A 19,796-nucleotide genomic window follows, 5' to 3' on the forward strand; every position below is an offset into this window, starting at 1 on the left:
CGCGATCATCGTCGTCGGTGCATTGGTGTTGGCACCGTGAGTTCACAAACCAAATGCAACACCCTATTACGAGGGTGCTGCAATGGGACGCAAGAGCTTTGAGCAGTTTGGAATCGAGGAACGGTGTGAGATTTCCCGTCGGCGCCAAGCCGGGGAGTCGATCCGGCAAATTGCGGCAGCTCTGGATCGCGCGCCATCGAGCATTTCTCGGGAACTGAAGCGCAACACTGGCGCGACGGGCTACCAGAGCGTCTATGCCGGCGAGCAAGCTCGGGCGCGCCGCTGGCAAGGTAGCCGGCTTCTGCGTGATGCCGAGCTGCAAGCCAGGGTTCTGGAGGGATTGCGCCGAGGCTGGTCTCCCGAGCAGGTATCGCGGCGGCTGGCTCAGCAGGATCTGCAGATCAGCTACGAGAGCATCTATCGCTTCATTGCCGCCCAGATCGCCCGGACCAACGACTTTTCCTGGCGTCTCTATCTGCCCCGTGCCAAGAGCAAGCGCGGCTTCCGTGGCCGCAAGGGCGGCAGCCCGGCAGAGCACATCCAGCAGCGGGTTTCGATCGAAAAGCGCCCCAAGGCTGCGGCTGACCGGCGCCAGGCGGGACACTGGGAAGCCGACCTGATGCTCTTTGCGCGCTATGGCCAAGCCATCCTGACCCTGCATGAGCGAACGTCCCGGCTGACCGCCATCGTCCGCCAGCCCAGCAAGGCCGCTGCGCCGGTGGCGCAAACCCTCCAGGCCTTGCTGGCCCCACTGCCCCCAGCCCTGCGCCGCAGCATCACCTTCGACAACGGCACCGAATTCGCCTTGCACTACACCCTGCATCAGCCCCTGGGCTTGCAGACCTATTTCTGCGATCCGCATTCCCCCTGGCAGAAGGGTGGCGTCGAGAATGCCAACGGGCGTTTGCGCCGCTGGCTACCCCGGGGAACCAACGTCGAAGACCTCTCACCAGACCAACTCTTGCAGATCGCTCAGATCTACAATCACACGCCACGCAAGTGCCTCGGCTTCAAAACCCCTGCCGAGGTCTTCGCCAAAGTGTTGCATTTCAAATGTGAATCCACCCACCGATCAGCGTCGGCATGACCGAGGCGTCCACCACGCGCAGCGCCTGGATGCCGCGCACGCGCAGCTGCGGGTCCACCACCGCCATGTCGTCGATACCCATCTTGCAGGTGCCCACCGGGTGATAGGTGGTCTCGGCCGCACGGCGCACCCAGGCGGCGATGTCGGCATCGCTCTGCACGGCCGGGCCGGGGCTCAGCTCCTCGCCGCGATGCGGATCGAGCGCGCGCTGGCGCAGCACCTCCCGCGTCAGCTTCACGCCCGCCACCAGCTTGTCGATGTCGCTCGGCTCGGCGAGATAGTTCGGATCGATGCGCGGCGGCGCCAGCGGGTCGGCACTGTTCAGGCCCACGCGGCCGCGCGACCGCGGGCGCAGGTCGTAGAGGTAGGCGATGTAGCCGTAGCGCTGGACCATCGGCGCAAGATTGAAGCCATGCGTCACGTTGGGAAACGGCCCGAAATGCCATTGCAGGTCCGGGATGCTCTCGGACGGCGCCGACCTGAAGAAGCCGCCGGCTTCGGGGCCATTGCTGGTGAGCATGCCGCGCCGGCCGAACAGGTACTGGAACATGGCGACCAGCGAGGCCCACAGCGAGGTCGGGTGGTAGGAGATGCCGGCGCGACTCCTGGCCTTGGTCTCCACGATCACCTCGAGATGATCCTGCAGGTTCTCGCCGACACCGGGCAGGTCCTGCTTCAGCGCGATGCCGTGCTTCTGCAGCTCTGCCCGCGGGCCGACGCCGGACAGCATCAGCAGATGCGGCGACTGGAAAGCGCCGGCCGCCAGGATCACTTCACGCTGCGCGCGCAGCTCCTCATCGCGCCCGCCGCGGCGCAGCTTCACACCGACGGCGCGGCCGTTGTCGATCAGCACCTGCGTGACCTGCGTGCCGGTGAGGATGTGCAGGTTGCTGCGTGCACGCACCTCCGGCGTCAGGTAGGCACGCGCATTGCTGCAGCGCTGCCCGCCCTTCTGGAACACCTTGAACTGCCCGGCCCCGGCCTGCTCGGCGCCGTTGAAGTCCTCGTTGCGGCGATGGCCGGCCTGCTCGGCGGCATCGACGAAGGCCGCGCTGAGCGGATTGGTATAGCGCCGCTGCGTCACGTTCAGCGGGCCGCCCTGGCCGTGGAAGGGCCGGTCCTGCTCGGCCAGCGGGGCCTCGTAGTTCTCGGACTTGCGGAAGTAGGGCAGCACCTCGTCGTAGGACCAGCCGGCGCAGCCGAGCAAAGCCCAGTGGTCGTAGTCCCAGCGGTGGCCGCGGGTGCAGACCGTGGCATTGATGCTGCTGCAGCCACCCAGCACCTTGCCGCGCGGTTGGTAGGTGCGGCGCCCGCCCAGCTGCGGCTGCGGCTCGCTCCAGAACTTCCAGTTGGCGAACCAGCCGCGCACCAGCGGCACCACGCCCAGCGGCATGTGGATCAGCGGATTGGTGTCATCCGGGCCGGCCTCGAGCAGGCAGACCTGGTGGCGGCCGTCGGCGGAAAGGCGATTGGCGAGCACGCAGCCGGCGGAACCGCCGCCAACGATGATGTAGTCGTACATGTGTTTCCTCGGAGAACGCGATCTGGCGCCGCGCTTGGATCGATTTCGCCATCATGGAAGGCCCACCGCCCCCTGTAGATGACGGCCGGGGACAAGGCATTGATAATTGTGGCCAGACCCGCCACCGTTCCCCGCATGCCCCCCGAGGAAACCCCGCGCAGCGTCATCAGCGCGAACCTGCTGACCCAGCTCGCGGTTTCGCGCGGCATGGACGTGGCCGACTGCCTGCGGGACACCGGCATCGACGCCGCCACCCTGGCCGACCCCAGGAGCCAGATCAGCGCCGAGCAGGAGCTGCGACTGGTGCGCAACATCGTGCGCGAGCTCCGTCACCTGCCCGACCTGGGCCTGGACGCCGGCCTGCGCTACCATCTGGCGGTCTACGGCATCTGGGGTTTCGCCCTGGTCAGCAGCCCGACCTTCCGCAGCGCCGCCGACATCGCCACGCGCTACCTGGACCTGTCCTACGCCTTCGTGCGCTTCCGCATGGAGCCGCGCGGCCGCGATATCGCCGTGGTGCTGGACGACAGCGGCATTCCCGAGGATGTGCGGCGCTTCCTGCTGGACCGTGATTTCGCCGCACTGACCAACGCCGTGCGCGAGATGCGCCCCGGCGGCATCCCGCCGATGCGCGTGCAGTTCCGCGGCCCCCGCCCGGTCTATGCCGAGCGCTACGCCGAACTCTGCGGCCTGACGCCGCATTTCGATGCCGCCGAGAACTCGGTGCTGTATGCCGCCGCCGTGATCGACACGCCGCTGCCGCAGGGCGACAGCCAGCTCGCGCGGCTGTGCCTGGAGCAGTGCCGGCAGATGCTGGCCGCACGCCAGGCCCGCGGCGGTGTCGCCGGCAAGGTGCGCGACCTGCTGCTGCATGCGCCCGGCGAGATGCCCGACATCCAGCGCATCGCCGACGCGCTGCACCTGTCGCCACGCAGCATGCGCCGGCGACTGGAGGAGGAAGGCACCTCGTTCCGCGAACTGCTCGACGAGGTGCGCCAGACCCTGGCCGAGGAAATGCTCAGCACCGGCCGCATCAAGCTCAGCGAGATCGCCCTGCGCCTGGGCTACGCCGAGCCGGCCAGCTTCATCCACGCCTTCAAGCGCTGGAAGGGCATGTCACCCTCGGCGTTCCGCGAGCAGCAGCTGGGACAGGCCCCGGATCAGTAGTCGCCCTGCCGCGGCTTGAACTCCGGCAGCTGCCTGGCCAGGCCGGCCTTCACCGCGATGCGCTGGTTCTTCGTGCGGAACATGCGCAGCTGGAACTTGCGCTCCAGCCCCAGCGCCTTGTTCTCGCTGCAGAGCCAGTTGGCGTTGAGCAGCTGCTTGCCCGCCGCCACCGCGTCCGGCGACTTGGCCGCGATCTCGCGCGCCAGCGCCAGCGCCTCGGCCTTGGGGTCCGCCGCCAGGCGCGTCACCAGGCCCAGGGCCTGCGCCTCCGTGCCGGCGACGACGCGCCCCGTGAGCGTCAGCTCCTTGGCCACGTCGATCGGCATGAGTTCACGCAGCAGCACGGTGCCGGACATGTCCGGGATCAGGCCCCACTTCACTTCCATCACCGACAGCTTCGATTCCGGCGTGGCGATGCGGATGTCCGCGCCCAGCGCGATCTGCAGCCCGCCGCCGAAGCAGTTGCCATGGATCGCCGCGATCACCGGTACCTGCAGGTCACGCCAGCACAGGCTGACGTCCTGGAAGATGTTGCGCTTCTTCACGCCGAAGGTGGCGAAGTGCTTGAAGAACTTCGGCAGGCTGGAAAACGCACTGGCCACGTCCAGCCCCGAGCAGAACGACGGCCCGTTGCCCTGCAGCACCACCGCGCGCACCGAGCGGTCGGCGCGGATCGTCCTGGCCGCTTCCACCAGCGCCTGGATCAGGGCGATGTCGAGGGCGTTGTGCTTCTCGGGTCGGTTGAGGCCGACGGTGGCGATGCCATCGGCAATATCGAGCGTGACACGGTCGGTCATGGGAGGGTCCAGGGTCTGAAAGGGGTTGATGGCGGGCATGCTGCCGGGTTGCGGGGGGAAATGGAATCGCCCGTCTGCCAAGGCTTTGATCGAATTGGGCCGCCAGCGCTTTCAAGCCCAAGAGTCGAGCCCAATATGCCCGACAGCAACCCTTCGCCCTTCCTTCTGCCTAGCTACCGCCTAAGGCCCATCAACATCTGTAGCCACAATGGGTATTTTCACCAAGAGATCGGTCCCGGCCTGCCTTCCAGTCAGATTCATTGCAGCTAAGGCACTATCGAGACCGCCTTCCAACTCTCGGATTCTCTGCTCCATATGCGGAAGCACGTCTGAAAGACATGCTTGATACTCGCCTGCGGACAGCTGCACCAAACCGGTAGGGTATTCAATAGTCCGCCCAGCTGGGTTGGCAACCCTGTGATGCCCCTTGACCTGAGTTCCAGGCGCGATAGAGCATATGATGCCCTCTCGACCATCTTGGCGAAGAGCCGTATACCAACTGAGCGACCCAAGCGCAGTTCCGTTTTGAGCAATGATGTAGTCCGCCCTCTGCGCCAAGTGATCAGCTACGTTCCTAAGATTCCTAACCGGCTGGGAAATCTCTTCAAATGTCGACTCTCCATCCTTCGGGGACGATGGCGGAGCTCCGGGCATTAGCTTCCAGAGAACGCGAAATCTGTCGATACCATCGACTACTGCCCAAGCGTCCAAAAATGCCACCGGGAATGCAGCACTCGCCTCTTTTGTATCTTCCGATAAAGCGATATGGGTAAGAGTACTCTGGAGTCTTGAATAGGCCAGCGAAACGATCTCAGCCGCATGCCGAATGCCGTCAAAGAACAGAAGCTGCTTCCGGTCAATATCCGCAGGCAAGCGACGCAGTATAGAAGTGGTGTGGATCATGGAGTTGCCCTAGCTGGCCTGGATGCCCGCAAACTCTGCAACGCCTCCCGATACGGCCTCAACCCCGCCCTCAGCAACAAGGCCGCCGCCGCACACGCCACCGCCCCCACGATCAGCAGCGACCAGCGTAGCGCCATGTCGTCGTGAAACACGTAGTCCGTCACCAGCGCCACCGCCGTCGGCCCCACGCCCAGGCCGACGAGGTTGACGATGAACAGGTAGACCGCCGAAGCCTGCCCACGCATGCGCGGCGGCACGATCTCCTGAATGGCGGCGGGCGCGGCACCGAAGGGCATGCCCAGCGCGAAGATCGCCGGCACCATCGCCACCATCGCCAGTTCCGCACGCGGCATCAGCAGGTAGACACTGCTGGCGACACAGATCGCGCAGGCCCACAGACCCACCCGCAACGCCGCATCGCCGACGCCCTGGCGCATCCAGCGATCGGTGAGCCGGCCGCCGAAAACGATGCCGGCGGTGCCGAAGACCATCACGATCAGGCCGTAGACAATGCCCACCCTGCCCGGTGCCCAGCCAAACGTGCGGATGTAGAAACTCGGAATCCAGGACGCGGCGCCATAGGAGCAGAAGGCGATCATCGCGAAGCCGAAGTTGTGGCACAGCACCGCGCGGCGATGGCGCCAGAGATACGCCACCACTTCGCTGAAAGGCACGGTCGCCCCGGCATGCGTGCGCGGCGGCTCGCGCACCAGCAGGAAGGCGAAACTGAACAGCAGGCCGGCGATGCCCAGGATGTAGAACACCACCTGCCAGGGCCGCGTGCTCCCCACCAGCGGCAGGATCACTTCACCCTGCGCGCTGACGTACTGGATCACCAGACCGCCGAGCAGAAAGGCGATGCCGGAGCCCAGATAGATGCCGGCGGAGTAGACGCTGATGGCGGTGGCGCGCCGCGATGGCGGGAAGTAGTCGGCGATCATCGAGTAGGCCGCCGGCGACAGTGCCGCCTCGCCCACGCCCACGCCGATGCGGAACAGGAACAGCTGGGCGTAGGAGCGCGCCGAACCGCAGAGCGCCGTCATCAGGCTCCAGAACACGATGCCGGCGGCGACCAGGCCGCGGCGGCTGCGGCTGTCGGCGAGGCGCCCCAGCGGAATGCCAAGGAAGCTGTAGAAGATCGCGAACGAAAAGCCCATCAGCAGGCTCATCTGCGTATCGCTGATGCCCAGGTCGCGCCGGATCGGCCCCACAAGCAGATTGAGGATCTGGCGATCTATGAAGGAGAACACGTAGGCGATCATCAGGATCGCCACCACGGTCCAGGCATAGGCCATCGAAGCCGGCGCCGTGCCGGCGCCACGTGGATCGTTCATCGCACTCTCCTCCGGGTGCCGGCGCTCGGTGGCGCGCGGTCTGGGAGGGATAGTGTCGGTACGGGGAGACGATGGCAAGGCGGGCTTGCCGGGCACACGAACCCGTAGGGTGCGCATCGCGCACGCGGAGCAAGCTCGATCAGGATCAATGGTGCGCGGTGCGCACCCTACATACGCAGGTCCGGCCTACAGCGTCCCGCTGTCCATCCCCAGCCGGATCGCATAGCGCATCAGCGCATTGGTGCCGTACAGGCCCAGCGACTGCATCATGCGCGCGCGGTGGGTTTCCACGGTCTTGATGCTCACGCCCATCAGCGAGGCGATTTCCTTGGTGGAGCGGCCGCGGGCGATCAGCTGCAGCACCTGCTTCTGGCGCGGGGTCAGCGCCACGTGGTCCTCGGCGCGCTGCGAGGCGTTGCGACGCTCGAAGGCCAGGTGGGCAATGCCGGGGCTGAGGTAGACCTGCCCCTTCTGCACCGCCTGCAGGGCCAGCAGCAGTTCCTTGGGCTCCGCGTTCTTGCCGAGAAAACCCGCGGCACCGAGCTTGAGCGCGGTGCGCACCGAGTGGCTGTCGAGCTGCGACGAGATCATCAGCACCGCGATCTCGGGGTAGTGCCGGCGCAGCTGCGACAGCGTTTCCAGGCCGCTCATGCGGCCCAGGGCCAGCTCGCTGATGATCATGTCGGGACGCAGGCGCGCGGCCAGTTCCAGCAGCTGCTGACCGTCGTCGGCCTCGCCGATGATTTCGGCGCCCGCCTGCTGTGTCAGCAGGCACGCCAGGCCGGCGCGCACCAGCGTCTGCGGTTCAGCCAGGATCAGCCGCATGCCAGAATCTCCTCCGGTTTTCCGTCCGGTTTAGTAGGAGAAGATTCTAGACCTGTCAGGAGTCGCCCTACGCGGTCCGGGCGGCAGGCGGTCGGGAGACGGCCACTGAACGGCGGTGATGCAGGAAAACATGCTTCTCCAGGGCCGCTTCCAGGGCCTCGCCCAGCGGATCGAAGCGCGCTTCACCCACGGCGCCGGCGTTGTGCGCCTGTGCCGGCCAGGTAAAGGGCTCGGGCATGCAGGGGTGCAGGTACAGCGACACCAGGCCATAGCCTTCCAGCGCGCTGCCGCCCTCCCAGCTCAGCCCGGTGGAGGTCAGCCGCAGGGGGCGCGGCGGCGCGGAAGGGTCCATGCGCCGCAGGAACTGCCCGAACAGCACCAGCAGCATGTCCAGCTTCTGGTGGATGCGTTCCAGCTCCTGCTCGACGCGCTCGTCGGCCTCGCCGCGTGGCGAATGGCGGTCTTCCAGCGCCGCCACCACGGCCAGCACGCGCAGGTTGTTCTCCTGCAGCTGCTGCAGCTGCTCGGGCGGCGGCGGCGTGGCCAGCGGCACCCAGTTCAGCGGCAGCGTGTCGCGGTAGCCGAGATGGTTTTCGAGGGGGTTGGCGTCAGTCATGGGCAGACTCTGGCGGGATCACCCCACCCTGCAGTCCCTGTGCCAGACAGGCCCTTAGCGCAGCAGCCGCGGACGCGGGGCCGGACGGCCCACCTCGTCCCAGGCCGCCTTGATGGTGCGCAGCAGCTCGGCCACTTCCTCGACGCCGGCGGCGTCGTTGTCGAGGTTGGCGCGCAGCAGGCGGCGGCCCATGTAGTCGTAGAGCGCGTCCAGGTTCTGCGCGATCTCGCCGCCGGCCTGGTGGTCCAGGCACAGGCGCAGGTGTTCGATGATCGCGGAGGCCGAGGCGATCAGCGGTGCCTTGCGGACGCTGTCACCGCCGAGGATGCAGCCGCGCGCGGCATTGAGCCGCTCCAGCGCGCCGCCCAGCAGCATGGCAACGAGCTGCTGCGGCGGGATGTCGGCGCTGGCGGCGTCGGCCACGGCGGTATTCTGGTACTGCCGGAGAGCGCCGAGTTGCGGGGCGGGCATGATCTAAACTCCTGTTATCGTCCTGATCCTTATCGGCGCCGGCGGCGCGGACTTGAGCGCCGGAAGGAACAGGGAACCTGGACGCCGACGGCCGGTCAAACCCGCCGTCTGCAGCCGCCGGGACGACTCGGCGGCCTCATCGAATACCGGGGACGACCCCGCCTGGAAGGAGTGTCGTCATGTCCTGGTTCCTGCTGGTCCTCGCAGGCCTCTTCGAAATCGGCTGGGCCGTCGGCCTGAAGTACACCGAGGGCTTCACCCGCCCCCTGCCCACCGTCCTCACCGTCGGCGCCATGGCGATCAGCATCTCGCTGCTGGGCCTGGCCATGCGCACACTGCCGATGGGCACCGCCTACGCGATCTGGGTGGGTATCGGTGCCGCCGGCACGGTGCTGCTGGGCATCCTGCTGCAGGGCGAGCCGGCGACTGTTGCGCGGCTGGGCAGCGTGGCGCTGATCGTGGCGGGAGTCATCGGATTGAAGCTGGCGCACTGAAGACTGAAAAGCACTGCTTTTGTAGGAGCGGCTGTTAGCCGCGACCGCCGGTCAGCCCGATTATCGGCGGTCGCGGCTAACAGCCGCTCCTACGAAAAACCCCAAGCCGTGCGGAAAGCTACGAACTCGACGACAGCGCCGCCAGCTGCTGCGTCAGGAAATTGCTGGTCGTGCTCATCCGGGACATCAGCGAATCCAGCCCGGTGAACTGCGCCAGGTAGCGCGCCTGCACCTGCGTCATGCGCCGGTCCAGCGCGTCCTTCTGCGTGCTGATGTCCTTGAGCCGCGCCTGCAGCGTATCGGTCTGCGCATCGATGCCGGCGTTGTCCGCCAGCATGGTGGTGATGGCACCGTTGAGCTTGGTGGCGTAGCCGTCCTCGCCGCCGAACAGGCGCGCGATGCCGCTGGAATCCTTGGCGATGGCCTCGCCGAGCTTGGCGCTGTCCACCGTCAGCAGGCCATCGGACCCGGTCTTGATGCCCAGCTGCGACAGGTAACCATAGGCCGCGCCGCCGGGCGCCGCGCCGCCCATCACCGCACGCAGCTGCGCCGCGGCGGAACGCGCCGTGCTGTCGCCGGTCAGCGCCGAAGCGGTCTTGGTGGCGGCGTCGTACTTGGTCAGGTTGTTGATCGTGGTCAAGACCTGGTTGTACTTGGTGACGAAATCCTGCACCGCCTTGGAAGCGGCGCTGTTGTCGGTGCTCAGGCTCAGGGTGCCGGTGGTGCCGGGCTCGGCCTTGAGCAGGTTGATGGTGACGCCGTCCAGCGCACCGGTGACGGTGTTGCTGGCGCTGTAGACGTCGTAGCTCTCGATCTTGATATGCGCATCGGCCGCGGCCTGGGTCTGCGTCACCGAGACCAGCGAAGAACTCAGGCTCACCGCCTGGCTGGCGCCGGTCTGGTTGCCGGTGAGCAGCAGGCGCACACCGCCGGATTCGGTCACCAGCGAAGCGGTGACGCCGGGGTTGTCGTCGGCATGGTTGATCGCATCGCGCAGCGCCGCCAGGCTGTTGCTGGTGCTGCCCAGCGTGATCCTGAAACTGTCGCTGCCCACCGTGATGTCCACGTCGCCGGCACCGAGGCTGGTGTCGGCACTGGCAAAAGGCGTGGACACCAGCTTGCCGGCCTGGGCCAGCGACACCACTTCCACGTCGAAGCTGCCGCGCGCGGCGCCGGCGGCGGCCGTGGCGGTGAACAAGCTGTCTTTGGAAGAGCTGACCGCCGGTGTCGCCACCGCACCGCCGCCGACCAGGGTCTTGGCCACGGTCTGCAGGTTGGACAGGGCGGACTTGAGCACGCCCAGCGCCGAGATGCGCGTCTGCGCCTTGGACTGCGCCGTGTTCAGGCGCGCGTCGGGCGCGGCGCGTTCCGCCGCCACGAGCTGCGTGACCAGGCTGTTGACGTCGAGCCCGGAGCCGAAGCTGGATGCACTGATGGAACTCGTGGCCATATGCGCTCCCTATGCAGTTTTCAGACCAGCGCGTCCAGCAAACCGCCATTGCCCTCGTCGACGAGCGACCGCGCGATGCGCAGGGCCTCCTCGCTGGGCATCTGGCGCAGCACCGTGCCGTCGCGTGGATCCACGATCGACACGATCACGCGGTTGAGCTGCTGGTCCACGCGGAATTCCAGACCGGTGCGGCTGGCCTGGATGTAGCGCTCTATCTGGCTGATCGCCTCTTGCAGATCCGCCGCCGGCGCTGCCGGCTCGGGTACCGCCGCCGCGCCGGATGCCGGCGCAGCCACGGGTGAAGATTCGGGTGACGCGGAAACGGCAACACGGTGGCCCTCGCCTCTGCTGGAGGCCGCCACCGCCGCTACCGCTGATATCTCGTTGCTCATGTTCTACTCCGTCGAAACCTCCGGAGCCCGAACCCTTTCGGGGGCGGGCCTTGCGGCCCGCCCCGTCAGGTTTCCGTCACTTAGCCGCGCAGCAGGCTGAGGACGTTGTTCGGTGCCGAGTTGGCCTGCGCCAGCATCGCGGTACCGGCCTGCTGCAGGATCTGCGAGCGGGTCAGGTTGGCCGTTTCCGAGGCGTAGTCCGTGTCCTGGATGCGGCTGCGAGCCGAAGACAGGTTCTCGGAGGTCGTCGCCAGGTTGGCAACCACCGACTCGAAGCGGTTCTGCACCGCACCGATGGTGGCGCGAGCCGAGTTGACCTGCGACAGCGCGCTGTCCATCTGCTGGATCGCGAGCGAGGCGCCGGCGTAGGAAGCGATGCTGAGCGTGCTCAGGCCCGTGGTGGTGGCAGCCGTGCCGCTGCCGTCACCGCCGGCGACGTTGAAGCCGGTGGCGGTGCCGTCGTCGGAACCGGTCACCGTGATGGTGGCCGCCGAGCTCAGGTTGATGCGGCCGGTGGCCGAATCGTAGGCCGCGTTGACACCGGTGGTGCTGGCGGAGTTGTTGATCGCATCCACCACCTGGCCCACACGCTGCGAGGAGGTGCCGGCGGCACCGATGCCGGCGCTGACGTCGGTACCGTTGATGATCAGGGTACCGCCCGCGGCGGCGCCCAGGGCGCTGATGCCCGACACCGCACTGGACTGGCCAGAGGCGGCGGTCACCGAACCCAGCGCGGCGATGTTGGCATCGACCAGGCCGGACACGCTGATGGTCTCACCGGCGTTGGCGCCAACCTGGAACACCGCCGAGCTGAAGCTGCCGTCCAGCAGCTTCACGCCGTTGAACGAGGTCTGGTTGGCGACGCGGTCGACTTCGGCCAGCAGCTGCGAGGCTTCGGTCTGCAGGGCCGCGCGGTCGGTGGTCGAGTTGGTCGCGTTGGCCGACTGCACGGCCAGTTCGCGGACGCGCTGCAGGTTGTTGGTGACCTGGCCCAGCGCGCCTTCAGCGGTCTGCGCCAGCGAAATGCCGTCGTTGGCATTGCGGCTGGCCTGGTTCAGGCCCTTGATCTGGCTGCTGAAGCGCTCGCTGATGGCGAGGCCGGCGGCGTCGTCCTTGGCACTGTTGATGCGCAGGCCCGAGGACAGGCGCTGGATCGAGGTGGAAAGGGAAGACTGGGAAGACGTCAGATTGCGCTGGGCATTCAGTGACATCACGTTGGTGTTGATACCTTGCATGGCTTTCTCCTGGGTTCGAAAAAATGCCGGTGCGTCGTGTCGCTGTGCCGGCCCGTGGCAGCTCCCCCTTTCGGGGCTCAATGCCGCTACTGAGGCTGTTAACGGCGCAGGCCTACAAACCTTTAGGCGTTTTTCCTACAAAGGACCAACGGTAGGCCACGGCGGGACAAACGGCGGTTCGCCGTCATCGGGGCAGGCTGAATCGGTGACGGGCCGCTGGCGCAGGCCCGCCGGAAACAACACGGCCCCCGGAACAAGGATGATCCGGGGGCCGCGGTACAGCGGTAGAGAGGGATCAGGCCGCCAGGCTGGCGCGCCGCGACTGTGTGTCGTAGCTCTCCGGGATCGCCACGCGCAGGGCCTCGATCGCATGCTGGGCCACGCGCATCTGCTGCGGCTCCTGCGTCTGCGACAGCCCCGCCTGCAGCCAGCCCTGCACCGCCGCCACGGCGGTGGACACCTTCATCACCAGGTAGTGATCGGCCGGAAGATCCAGCATGAAGCACTGCTCGATCTGCGTGAGCTGGTCCATTGCCTTGACGGGTTCAACGGCCCAGGCACGCACCATGCGCGACAGGTCGTTGCAGAAGTCGAGCGCGTCGTCGAGAGTCATCCGTGTCTCTCCCTGGTCGGGTCGGTTGATGGACAAATGATCCGCGCCTTGTGGGGCGGCGGTGTGACAAGGATGCGTTTCCTGGCTGAACGGCAGCTGAAAATGGCCGTCATTGGTTTGTAATTTACTTATAACAATCAGAAGCTTGCGGAATGCGGCGGGTTTCGCGGGCGAGCGTGCAGGATGCACGGGCATCGACGCGAGGACTGCGCGCCAACGGAGGATGTCAGTAGCCTGCTTCCCGTTGATGCCGAACCGCGAGCACCAGGACCACATCGCTGTCTTCTTCGAAGCTGTACAGGGCGACATAGCCTGAGTGCCCGCGGGAAATGACCAGTTCCCGGATCTCGCCGTCCACGACCCGACCTATCAGCGGATGGTTGGCCAGGACCTGTATGGCCTCCACGATCAGATTCACCGTCGCCAGGGCCGCTGCGGGAGCCGATTCCCGGAGGAAGTCGGTCAGCCGATCGAGATCGGCGAGTGCCCGCGTGGCGTAGATCAGCTCCGCCAAGATTTCGCCTTGGGCTTTGGCGCGGTCTTGCCCGCCGCGCGCTGGCGAACATAGGCGTGGACATCCGCCGCCGCGTATCCCTTGCCGCTGCGGAGGGCCTCGCTGCGTGCCGCTTGCGCCTGCGCGATGAATTCCGCGCGCTTCTCCGCGGCAGCAGCCGCCAGGCGAATGGCGTCCACCATGAAAGCGTGAGGCGTCACGCCCTGCTGCTGCGCAGCGGCGATCGCACGCTCCTTCACGTCGTCAGGCAGCTTGAGCGAAGTGGTCGAAGCCATGGCCGGTGTCCGGAGAGCGGGGTGTCACCATGGTAACACCCATGATTCAGACCCGGCAATTCTGCCCTGAACCGACGCCCGGCAGGGTGCGCATCGCACTTAAAACCGCTTCTCCCACAGCAACCCCACCTCATCGGAACCGATGATCGGCAGCAGCCGCGCCTGGTCGTCGCGGTAGGGCGTGACCAGCCAGTGGGATACCCCCCAGGACAGTGCACTGGCCGCGATCACGTCGCGCCAGCGGTGATGATCGGTGTCGACGCGCACATGGGCCACGTAGGCGGACGCCAGATAGGCCGGCACGCCGTACTTCCAGCCGTAGCGCTCCGACAGGAAGGCCGCTCCCGAAACGATGAAGGAGGTATGCCCGGAGGGGAAGCCGTAGGGATGGCCGTTCGGGCGCTCGCCCCAGCTGGTTTCGTTGAACGCCACGCGCAGCGCGGTGTTGAGCACCAGGCTGGTGGCGGTGCTGTAGAACCACTGCTTCTCGCCCTGGTCGTCGTCCTTGAAGTAGGCGATGCCGTAGGCGCCCAGCGGAATGACGCCGGTCAGGATGTCCGCCACCAATTCCTCATCGCTGGCGGCCGAGGCCGTGGCGGAATGCAGGCCGATCAGCGCGGCCAGCGCGACTGCGAGCGGAAATCTGGACATGAGGTTCTCCTTGTCGAGAGTGCCGGGCACGACTCAGCGGTCGGCGGCGCCGGGCCGCCAGTCCACTGCGCCGAAATGGCGGTGTCCCAGGTAGGTGTAGCCCAGGCTGATGGCGCCAACGGTCTGCCTGGTGTCGTCGAAATCCGGATAACGTGCCTCGCGATGCGACACTACGTAGCGCAGTGTCACGCCATGCAGGTCCTTCACCCGCAGCGTCAGCGAGACATCGCCTCGCGAGATGTTCTCGGAGCCGCCGTCCGGATCGTCCGAAGCCATGTCGCTGATGTAGTACTCGCGGCCCGTGGCCTCGATCAGCATGCGGTTGCCGAAGATCATGCGGAACGACAGCAGCCCCTGCGGCGTGATGCCGTTGTGGTAGTCGCGATCGCCCTGCCCCCTGATGACACCGCCGGAACCGTAGCCCACGCCGCCCATGACGGTGCCCTGCAGCGCCACCGTCTCCGACAGCCACCACTGCCCGTGGGTACCCAGCGAGGCCGCCGTGGTCGACACGCGAAAGACCTGCGGCGCGATGAAGTCGTAGCTGCCATACAGGCCCCAGATGCCGCGATAGCTGTCACCGACCTCGTAGGCCTCACCGTAGAGCAGGCCGCGGGTGATGACGTTCTCCAGCAGGTTGCTGGTGGTGGCGGTGAACTGGAAATGGAAATAATCGAAGGGCCGCTCGTAGCGATAGCCAGGCTTGCCGGGCAGCCCGTAGGCCACGTTGAAATCCACCGCCGCCTGGCCACGGTCGAAGCTCTGCGGAATCACCGGCTCGCCCGGCACCGGGTTGCGGTTGACGTTGGAATCCACCGAGGTGTTGATGTTCGCGCCGATCGCCGCCGCCGTATGCACGGCCGGATCGTGACTGCGGAACACGCCGTCGAAGCGCTGGCCAAAGGCCCAGCGGTTGAAACCGGTGGCCGGCGAGATCGCCGCCGCGCCCAGTTCGCGCCAGAAGCCCGGCCGGCTGCTGTTGCCGCTCTCCAGCACCAGGCTGGCCAGGCGAAACAGCGACTCGCCGAGGAAGCTGCCGCCGAAGCCGGTGGTGATCTGGTCGTTGATCGAAGGCGGCGTGGTCTCGCCCGCCACCTCCCACAGCGCACTGCCGAGCACGGTGTAGCCCAGCGACTCCCAGTAGCCCAGGCCCGCCGAACGCGCGAAGTTGTGATAGATCGAGCCCTGGTAGGGATGCCCGAACTGGTTCACCAGGAAAGGATCGTCGTCGTAGACCCAGCTGCCCTTGAAATTGCGCTCGATCGAATCCCAGTCGGAATCGAACTCGCCGGTGTTCTTTTCCTGGTCGTAGAGATGGCGATCGTACTGGTTCAGCAGGAACTGGAAGCCGACAATGCCGGCGGCCGGAGTCCAGTAGCTGCGTCCCTCCCCCACGCCCCAGTCCAGCACCGGCGCGGGCGGATCGTTGTTGAACGCCGTCGGCGCCACCTGCTGCGCGGCGGGATCCAGTTCTTCCTCAGCCAACACCGGTGGAGCGATGCACCACAGCATCGCAGGCAATAGCCGGCCCAGCCCGTTCATCCTTGAACGCAGCGGCATCGCACATCACCTCCAGGTGATGAGCCCGACCCGGGGAAACGGGGCGGATACACCCCAGTGACAGGCGCTGTCACGCAAAGTTCAAGGGGTAGTAACCCGGTAGGGTGCGCACCGCGCACCAGGAACCTTTCCCGAGCGACGGATGGGGCGCAGTGCGCACCCTACCTCGTGGAGCTACATGCCGACTATTCCAGAAGGTGGAATGCCCAGTCTGGATGCCAGCGTCTGGCTGCTACTTTCTGGCGTACATACCTGCGGTAGTCCTCAGGTTTCAGGACCGTGCCCATCTTGTGCCTCGTTTGATTGCAGAATTTGCAGGCGGCAACGATATTGGACGATGTCGTTGGTCCCCCAGCACTGACTGGATCGAGATGCTCCGCCGTACATTGAAATCGCAAGATGACCTTAAAACGCTTGCGTAGCTTCGTGCTGAAAGCTGACGGATCTGCAGACCACATCGGAAATTCACAGTAGAAGCAGCGCTTGTTTTGCGCGTGAAACGCCGCATCGCGGAAACGGACTTGTCGCTGATTAGATGACATAAGAACTCCATAGATGAAATGGAGCCCCGTATCTCCCCTATGGGGGTATCAGAGGGCGAGCCTGTACGGCTAAGAGCCGATGGCCGCAGGACGCTACTTGTCGCGAAGCAGCGAACGCCGCAACTTTTTTATCCCATCCCCCGAGGGAATACAAGCGACTCCGGGTGGGCCCCAGTTCCGTAGGGTGCGCACCGCGCACCAGGACTCTCTGCCGAACGCTCAATGGTGCGCGGTGCGCACCCTACCGAGACAAGGCGCCGAAGCTCAGCGCAGGTAGTCGAACAGACTCAGCCCCTGCACCCGCGCAAAGGTCTGTTGCGCCGCCTGCAGCGCGGTGAGCTGCTGCGACAGCCGCGTGGCGGCCTCGGCGTAGTCCAGGTCGCGGATGCTGGACAGCGCGGCCTGGGTGGTTTCGTTCTGCGCGGCGTTCTGGGCTTCGGCGTCGTCGAGCACGGCCAGGCGGTTGCCCACCGAGGCGCGCACGTCGCTGAGATGCAGGCTGGTGGCGTCGATCGCGGTCAGCGACTGGTGCATGGCGGTCTGCACCTGGGCACGCTGTGCGGCGGTGTCCTGCGGCAGGCCGGCGATGCGGGCCAGCTCGTCGATCTGCGCGAAGACGTCGCGCTGGCCGCTGGCACCCACCTGGAAGCTGTCGCCATCGGCCGGCGTGCCGGTGAAGCTCAGGTCCACGCCGCGGAAGGCGATGGCCTGCCCTTCCGTGTAGGTGCCGCTGGAGATCACGGCGCTTCCAGCGTCGCGCACCTCGTAGTTGCCGCCGCTGAAGCTCAGCGTGTAGCTGCCGCCGTCCCACAGCGAGGCGTCGGTGAGGCGCGCGCTCTTGAGGCCCGCGGTGCCGGAGTTGTTGCCCGAGTTCACGGTGAACGTGCCGTTGCCGTCGCGCAGCCTCAGGAACACCTCGCTGCCCGGATCGGCGTCGGCCACGCTGCGGCTACCGGTCACCTGCAGCAGGCGCTGCTGCTGGTCGCCGGCATAGCTGGCGCCGCTGCTGCCGGAGAACGGCGCCACGCCGTCCTGCGAACCTCCGAACAGGTAGCGGCCCTGGCCGTCGTCGCTGTTGGCATAGGACATCAGCTGCTCGCGCAGGTTGCGCAACTCGTTGCCGAGGATGCCGCGGGTCTGCGAAGACTGCGTGCCGTTGTTCAGCTCCACCGCGATCTCGCGCACACGCTGCAGCAGCGTGCCGCTGTCGGCCAGCACGTTCTCCTCCAGGCTCAGGCGGTTGCGGGCGGTATCGATCTGCGTCTGGTAGCGCTGGTACTGCGCGCTGGCCTGGTCCAGGCCCACCGCGGTGGCCGCGCCGGAGGGATCGTCGGCCGCGTTCTGCAGGCGCTGTCCGGTGGCCAGCTGCATCTGGGTCTTGGCCACCGCGGCCTGCTGCTTCTGCAGCGAGCCGACGGCGCTCTGGGCCAGCATCGATGTGGAGACTCTCATGGGCTATCTCCTCTAGTTCCTCGCCGCGTCGAGCAGCGACTGGAACACTTCGTTGGCCACGGCGATGACGCGCGCGGCCGCCTGGTAGGCCTGCTGGTAGCGGATCAGGTCCGCGGCCTCTTCGTCGAGGTTCACGCCGGACAGCGAAGCCTGCTCGGCCTCGGTCTGCGCGCGTACGGAAGCCTGGGCGTCGAGCTGCAGGCTGGCCTGCTGCGCCTGCGCGCCGGCGCGGCCCACCATTGCCCCCTGCGCGTCGCTCAGGGTGCTGCTGCCACCGTTGAGCACGCCCAGCGTGGACAGCTTGGCCAGGGCGCGGGCATTGCCGTTGTCGTTGCTGCCGGCGCTGTTGGCGCCGACCGTGAAACTGTCGCCCGAGGCCGGCGTGCCGGAAAGCTTTAGGCTCCAGCCGTTGACCTCGATGCTGTCGCCGGCAGCCCAGGTGATGCTGCCGCTGCCGTTGATGCTGTAACTGTTGGCGCCGGTGAACTGGATCGTCACGCCGCTGCGCAGCGAGCTGTTGGAGGCGTCGGCGACGCTCAGTTCGCCGACCGTGGCCGAGCCGGTATTGGCCAGGGCGGCCGAGCCGCGTATCGGCGAGGCCGCGGCGACCCTGGAGGTATCGGTGATCGCCATGCGCAACTGGCTGGCCGCCGAGGCGGTGGGCTTGAGCAGGTAGCGGTCGCCCGCCGCCGGCGTGCCGGACACGCTCAGCGACAGGCCCTCGGCGCGCAGCGGGTCGGCACTGGTGCCCGTGCCGGTCAGGGCCACGCTGGCGCCGTCGCGGGCACGGGTGAGCTGCCAGCTGCTGCCGGTATAGGACAGCGCGTAGTCGTCGCCGGTCAGCGCGCCGGCATCGCTCAGCGCCACGCCGACGGTGGCATTGCCCGTGTTGGCGCGTGCCGCATAGACCGAGCCGCCGATGTCGGCAAAGAACTTGCCGCCCATCTGTCCCGTCGCATCCATGCCCTGCGCGTGCTGCTCGTTCATCGCCTCGGCCAGGCCTGCGGCCATGCGTCCGAGATCGCTCTTGACCGGGTCCAGCAGCTCGCGGCGGAAGTCCAGCAGGCCGCCGATGACGCCGCCGCTGGTCTGAGCCGTAATGTTCTGGCCGCCGGAGAAGAACAGCTCCTTGCGGCCACTGCCGTAGGCGTCGTCGCCCACCGTCAGCGCGCTGGCCTGCCGCCCCAGCACCAGGGCCTGGCCGCTGCCGGTGAAGACGTTGATGCCGCCGTCGTCCTGGTCGGTGGTGGTGATGCCGATCCGGCTGGCGATCTCCTTGATCAGGCTGTCGCGCTGGTCGAGCAGGTCGTTGGGCGGCTGCCCGCCGGCCTGGCCCTTGGCCAGCACGATGCGCTCGTTGAGGTCCGCCACCTGCTGCGCGTAGCGCGTCACCTCGTCGGCGGTCTGCGACAGGCGCTGGTTGATCTCGGTTTCCATCCCGTCGAACTGCGACTGGATGTCGTTGTAGCGGCCGGCCAGGGTCTGGCCGGCGGACAGCAGCGTCTGCCGCGAGGCGCTGCTGGAAGGATTGGAGGACAGGCCGCTGAGCGCCGTGTAGAAGGACTGCAGCGGCTTGGTCAGGCCCGAGTCCGCGTCCGACAGCCAGCCGTCGACGCGCGACGCCAGGCCGGCGAAGGTCTCGGTGCGCGAGTAGGCCGAGGCATCGCCCTGCAGGCGCGTGGTGACCAGTGCGTCGGCCAGCCGCTTGACCGTATTGGAGCTGACGCCGGCGCCGATGTAGCCGTCGCCCTGCGGGCCGCCGATGCGCGAGCCCAGCTCCACGCGCTGACGCGAATAGCCCGGCGTGTTGACGTTGGCGATGTTGTGGCCGGCCGTGTCCAGCGCCTTGCGGTAGGCGAGCAGGCCGGAGACGCCGATGGAGAGAAGGTCGCTCAT

Annotated in this window: 21 protein-coding genes; 3 read left to right on the top strand and 18 right to left on the bottom strand. The window is 66.8% G+C overall.

What is annotated here, in order from left to right; genetic code table 11:
* The first annotated feature begins 82 nt into the window (after nucleotides 1-82).
* Nucleotides 83-1,087 (top strand): IS30 family transposase, encoded by a 1,005-nt coding sequence (locus tag D0B54_RS17620; protein ID WP_117292619.1) that lies wholly within the window; start codon nucleotides 83-85, stop codon nucleotides 1,085-1,087.
* Here the strand turns inward: D0B54_RS17620 and D0B54_RS17625 are convergent.
* The gene (locus D0B54_RS17625; RefSeq protein ID WP_117292621.1) at nucleotides 1,050-2,609 is read right to left on the bottom strand and encodes a GMC family oxidoreductase; all 1,560 of its coding nucleotides are present in this window, start codon (nucleotides 2,607-2,609) and stop codon (nucleotides 1,050-1,052) included. The two genes, D0B54_RS17620 and D0B54_RS17625, sit on opposite strands and share 38 nt — an antisense overlap.
* A gap of 135 nt (nucleotides 2,610-2,744) precedes the next feature.
* Here D0B54_RS17625 and D0B54_RS17630 point away from each other — a divergent pair, with 135 nt between their 5' ends.
* The gene (locus tag D0B54_RS17630; RefSeq protein ID WP_117292623.1) at nucleotides 2,745-3,776 is read left to right on the top strand and encodes an AraC family transcriptional regulator; all 1,032 of its coding nucleotides are present in this window, start codon (nucleotides 2,745-2,747) and stop codon (nucleotides 3,774-3,776) included.
* Here D0B54_RS17630 and D0B54_RS17635 read toward each other — a convergent pair.
* The 6 genes from D0B54_RS17635 to fliS all read right to left on the bottom strand — a co-directional run bounded on the left by D0B54_RS17635 (nucleotide 3,770) and on the right by fliS (nucleotide 8,722).
* The gene (locus D0B54_RS17635; protein ID WP_117295344.1) at nucleotides 3,770-4,573 is read right to left on the bottom strand and encodes a crotonase/enoyl-CoA hydratase family protein; all 804 of its coding nucleotides are present in this window, start codon (nucleotides 4,571-4,573) and stop codon (nucleotides 3,770-3,772) included. The genes D0B54_RS17630 and D0B54_RS17635 overlap by 7 nt on opposite strands.
* 180 nt (nucleotides 4,574-4,753) lie before the next feature.
* Entirely contained in the window at nucleotides 4,754-5,476 is a 723-nt protein-coding gene (locus tag D0B54_RS24390) for a hypothetical protein (protein ID WP_162932514.1), read from the bottom strand.
* A complete protein-coding gene (locus D0B54_RS17640; protein ID WP_117292625.1) occupies nucleotides 5,473-6,810 on the bottom strand; it encodes a spinster family MFS transporter in 1,338 nt (445 codons plus the stop codon). The genes D0B54_RS24390 and D0B54_RS17640 overlap by 4 nt, the downstream gene beginning before the upstream one ends.
* 186 nt (nucleotides 6,811-6,996) lie before the next feature.
* A complete protein-coding gene (locus D0B54_RS17645) occupies nucleotides 6,997-7,635 on the bottom strand; it encodes a response regulator (RefSeq protein WP_117292627.1) in 639 nt (212 codons plus the stop codon).
* 67 nt (nucleotides 7,636-7,702) lie between these two features.
* Nucleotides 7,703-8,251, bottom strand: coding sequence for a PilZ domain-containing protein (locus tag D0B54_RS17650; protein WP_117292629.1), 549 nt, complete (start codon nucleotides 8,249-8,251; stop codon nucleotides 7,703-7,705).
* A gap of 54 nt (nucleotides 8,252-8,305) precedes the next feature.
* Nucleotides 8,306-8,722 (bottom strand): flagellar export chaperone FliS, encoded by a 417-nt coding sequence (gene fliS / locus D0B54_RS17655; RefSeq protein WP_117292631.1) that lies wholly within the window; start codon nucleotides 8,720-8,722, stop codon nucleotides 8,306-8,308.
* A gap of 179 nt (nucleotides 8,723-8,901) precedes the next feature.
* On the opposite strand from fliS, the gene sugE reads away from it, so the two are divergent.
* A complete protein-coding gene (sugE, locus tag D0B54_RS17660) occupies nucleotides 8,902-9,216 on the top strand; it encodes a quaternary ammonium compound efflux SMR transporter SugE (protein ID WP_117292633.1) in 315 nt (104 codons plus the stop codon).
* Between the two features lie 118 nt (nucleotides 9,217-9,334).
* Here the strand turns inward: sugE and fliD are convergent, their stop codons facing one another.
* From fliD to flgK, 11 genes are all read right to left on the bottom strand, one after another.
* The gene (gene fliD / locus D0B54_RS17665) at nucleotides 9,335-10,666 is read right to left on the bottom strand and encodes a flagellar filament capping protein FliD (RefSeq protein ID WP_117292635.1); all 1,332 of its coding nucleotides are present in this window, start codon (nucleotides 10,664-10,666) and stop codon (nucleotides 9,335-9,337) included.
* 20 nt (nucleotides 10,667-10,686) lie between these two features.
* Nucleotides 10,687-11,058 carry a flagellar protein FlaG gene (locus D0B54_RS17670; RefSeq protein ID WP_117292637.1) on the bottom strand — a complete coding sequence of 124 codons (372 nt, stop codon included), beginning with the start codon at nucleotides 11,056-11,058 and terminating at the stop codon, nucleotides 10,687-10,689.
* An 80-nt stretch (nucleotides 11,059-11,138) separates the two neighbouring features.
* A complete protein-coding gene (locus tag D0B54_RS17675; RefSeq protein ID WP_117292639.1) occupies nucleotides 11,139-12,293 on the bottom strand; it encodes a flagellin in 1,155 nt (384 codons plus the stop codon).
* Nucleotides 12,294-12,588: 295 nt separating this feature from the next.
* The gene (locus D0B54_RS17680; protein ID WP_117292641.1) at nucleotides 12,589-12,906 is read right to left on the bottom strand and encodes a hypothetical protein; all 318 of its coding nucleotides are present in this window, start codon (nucleotides 12,904-12,906) and stop codon (nucleotides 12,589-12,591) included.
* A 226-nt stretch (nucleotides 12,907-13,132) separates the two neighbouring features.
* Nucleotides 13,133-13,420, bottom strand: coding sequence for a type II toxin-antitoxin system RelE/ParE family toxin (locus tag D0B54_RS17685; RefSeq protein ID WP_117292643.1), 288 nt, complete (start codon nucleotides 13,418-13,420; stop codon nucleotides 13,133-13,135).
* A complete protein-coding gene (locus D0B54_RS17690; protein ID WP_117292645.1) occupies nucleotides 13,408-13,695 on the bottom strand; it encodes a CopG family ribbon-helix-helix protein in 288 nt (95 codons plus the stop codon). Before D0B54_RS17690 ends, D0B54_RS17685 begins: the two co-directional genes overlap by 13 nt.
* Nucleotides 13,696-13,794: 99 nt before the next feature.
* Complete coding sequence (locus D0B54_RS17695) at nucleotides 13,795-14,346, bottom strand: phosphatase PAP2 family protein (RefSeq protein ID WP_117292647.1); 552 nt, start codon at nucleotides 14,344-14,346, stop codon at nucleotides 13,795-13,797.
* Between the two features lie 33 nt (nucleotides 14,347-14,379).
* A complete protein-coding gene (locus tag D0B54_RS17700) occupies nucleotides 14,380-15,906 on the bottom strand; it encodes a DUF3943 domain-containing protein (protein ID WP_117292649.1) in 1,527 nt (508 codons plus the stop codon).
* Nucleotides 15,907-16,091: 185 nt separating this feature from the next.
* On the bottom strand, nucleotides 16,092-16,448 hold the full coding sequence (locus tag D0B54_RS25235; protein WP_117292651.1) for an HNH endonuclease: 357 nt from the start codon (nucleotides 16,446-16,448) through the stop codon (nucleotides 16,092-16,094).
* A 264-nt stretch (nucleotides 16,449-16,712) separates the two neighbouring features.
* The gene (gene flgL, locus D0B54_RS17710; RefSeq protein ID WP_117292652.1) at nucleotides 16,713-17,900 is read right to left on the bottom strand and encodes a flagellar hook-associated protein FlgL; all 1,188 of its coding nucleotides are present in this window, start codon (nucleotides 17,898-17,900) and stop codon (nucleotides 16,713-16,715) included.
* A gap of 12 nt (nucleotides 17,901-17,912) precedes the next feature.
* Nucleotides 17,913-19,796, bottom strand: coding sequence for a flagellar hook-associated protein FlgK (gene flgK / locus D0B54_RS17715; protein WP_117292654.1), 1,884 nt, complete (start codon nucleotides 19,794-19,796; stop codon nucleotides 17,913-17,915).

The sequence above is a fragment of the Solimonas sp. K1W22B-7 genome (assembly GCF_003428335.1).
GTDB lineage: Bacteria > Pseudomonadota > Gammaproteobacteria > Nevskiales > Nevskiaceae > Solimonas_A.

Coding starts and splice junctions, on each gene's coding strand:
- flgK (WP_117292654.1), bottom strand. CDS start 19,796: ATGAGCGACCTTCTCTCCATCGGCGTCTCCGGCCTGCTCGCCTACCGC.
- D0B54_RS24390 (WP_162932514.1), bottom strand. CDS start 5,476: ATGATCCACACCACTTCTATACTGCGTCGCTTGCCTGCGGATATTGAC.
- D0B54_RS17695 (WP_117292647.1), bottom strand. CDS start 14,346: ATGTCCAGATTTCCGCTCGCAGTCGCGCTGGCCGCGCTGATCGGCCTG.
- flgL (WP_117292652.1), bottom strand. CDS start 17,900: ATGAGAGTCTCCACATCGATGCTGGCCCAGAGCGCCGTCGGCTCGCTG.
- D0B54_RS17680 (WP_117292641.1), bottom strand. CDS start 12,906: ATGACTCTCGACGACGCGCTCGACTTCTGCAACGACCTGTCGCGCATG.
- sugE (WP_117292633.1), top strand. CDS start 8,902: ATGTCCTGGTTCCTGCTGGTCCTCGCAGGCCTCTTCGAAATCGGCTGG.
- D0B54_RS17645 (WP_117292627.1), bottom strand. CDS start 7,635: ATGCGGCTGATCCTGGCTGAACCGCAGACGCTGGTGCGCGCCGGCCTG.
- fliS (WP_117292631.1), bottom strand. CDS start 8,722: ATGCCCGCCCCGCAACTCGGCGCTCTCCGGCAGTACCAGAATACCGCC.
- D0B54_RS17700 (WP_117292649.1), bottom strand. CDS start 15,906: ATGCCGCTGCGTTCAAGGATGAACGGGCTGGGCCGGCTATTGCCTGCG.
- D0B54_RS17650 (WP_117292629.1), bottom strand. CDS start 8,251: ATGACTGACGCCAACCCCCTCGAAAACCATCTCGGCTACCGCGACACG.
- fliD (WP_117292635.1), bottom strand. CDS start 10,666: ATGGCCACGAGTTCCATCAGTGCATCCAGCTTCGGCTCCGGGCTCGAC.
- D0B54_RS17690 (WP_117292645.1), bottom strand. CDS start 13,695: ATGGCTTCGACCACTTCGCTCAAGCTGCCTGACGACGTGAAGGAGCGT.
- D0B54_RS17635 (WP_117295344.1), bottom strand. CDS start 4,573: ATGACCGACCGTGTCACGCTCGATATTGCCGATGGCATCGCCACCGTC.
- D0B54_RS17640 (WP_117292625.1), bottom strand. CDS start 6,810: ATGAACGATCCACGTGGCGCCGGCACGGCGCCGGCTTCGATGGCCTAT.
- D0B54_RS17620 (WP_117292619.1), top strand. CDS start 83: ATGGGACGCAAGAGCTTTGAGCAGTTTGGAATCGAGGAACGGTGTGAG.
- D0B54_RS17670 (WP_117292637.1), bottom strand. CDS start 11,058: ATGAGCAACGAGATATCAGCGGTAGCGGCGGTGGCGGCCTCCAGCAGA.
- D0B54_RS17675 (WP_117292639.1), bottom strand. CDS start 12,293: ATGCAAGGTATCAACACCAACGTGATGTCACTGAATGCCCAGCGCAAT.
- D0B54_RS25235 (WP_117292651.1), bottom strand. CDS start 16,448: ATGTCATCTAATCAGCGACAAGTCCGTTTCCGCGATGCGGCGTTTCAC.
- D0B54_RS17625 (WP_117292621.1), bottom strand. CDS start 2,609: ATGTACGACTACATCATCGTTGGCGGCGGTTCCGCCGGCTGCGTGCTC.
- D0B54_RS17630 (WP_117292623.1), top strand. CDS start 2,745: ATGCCCCCCGAGGAAACCCCGCGCAGCGTCATCAGCGCGAACCTGCTG.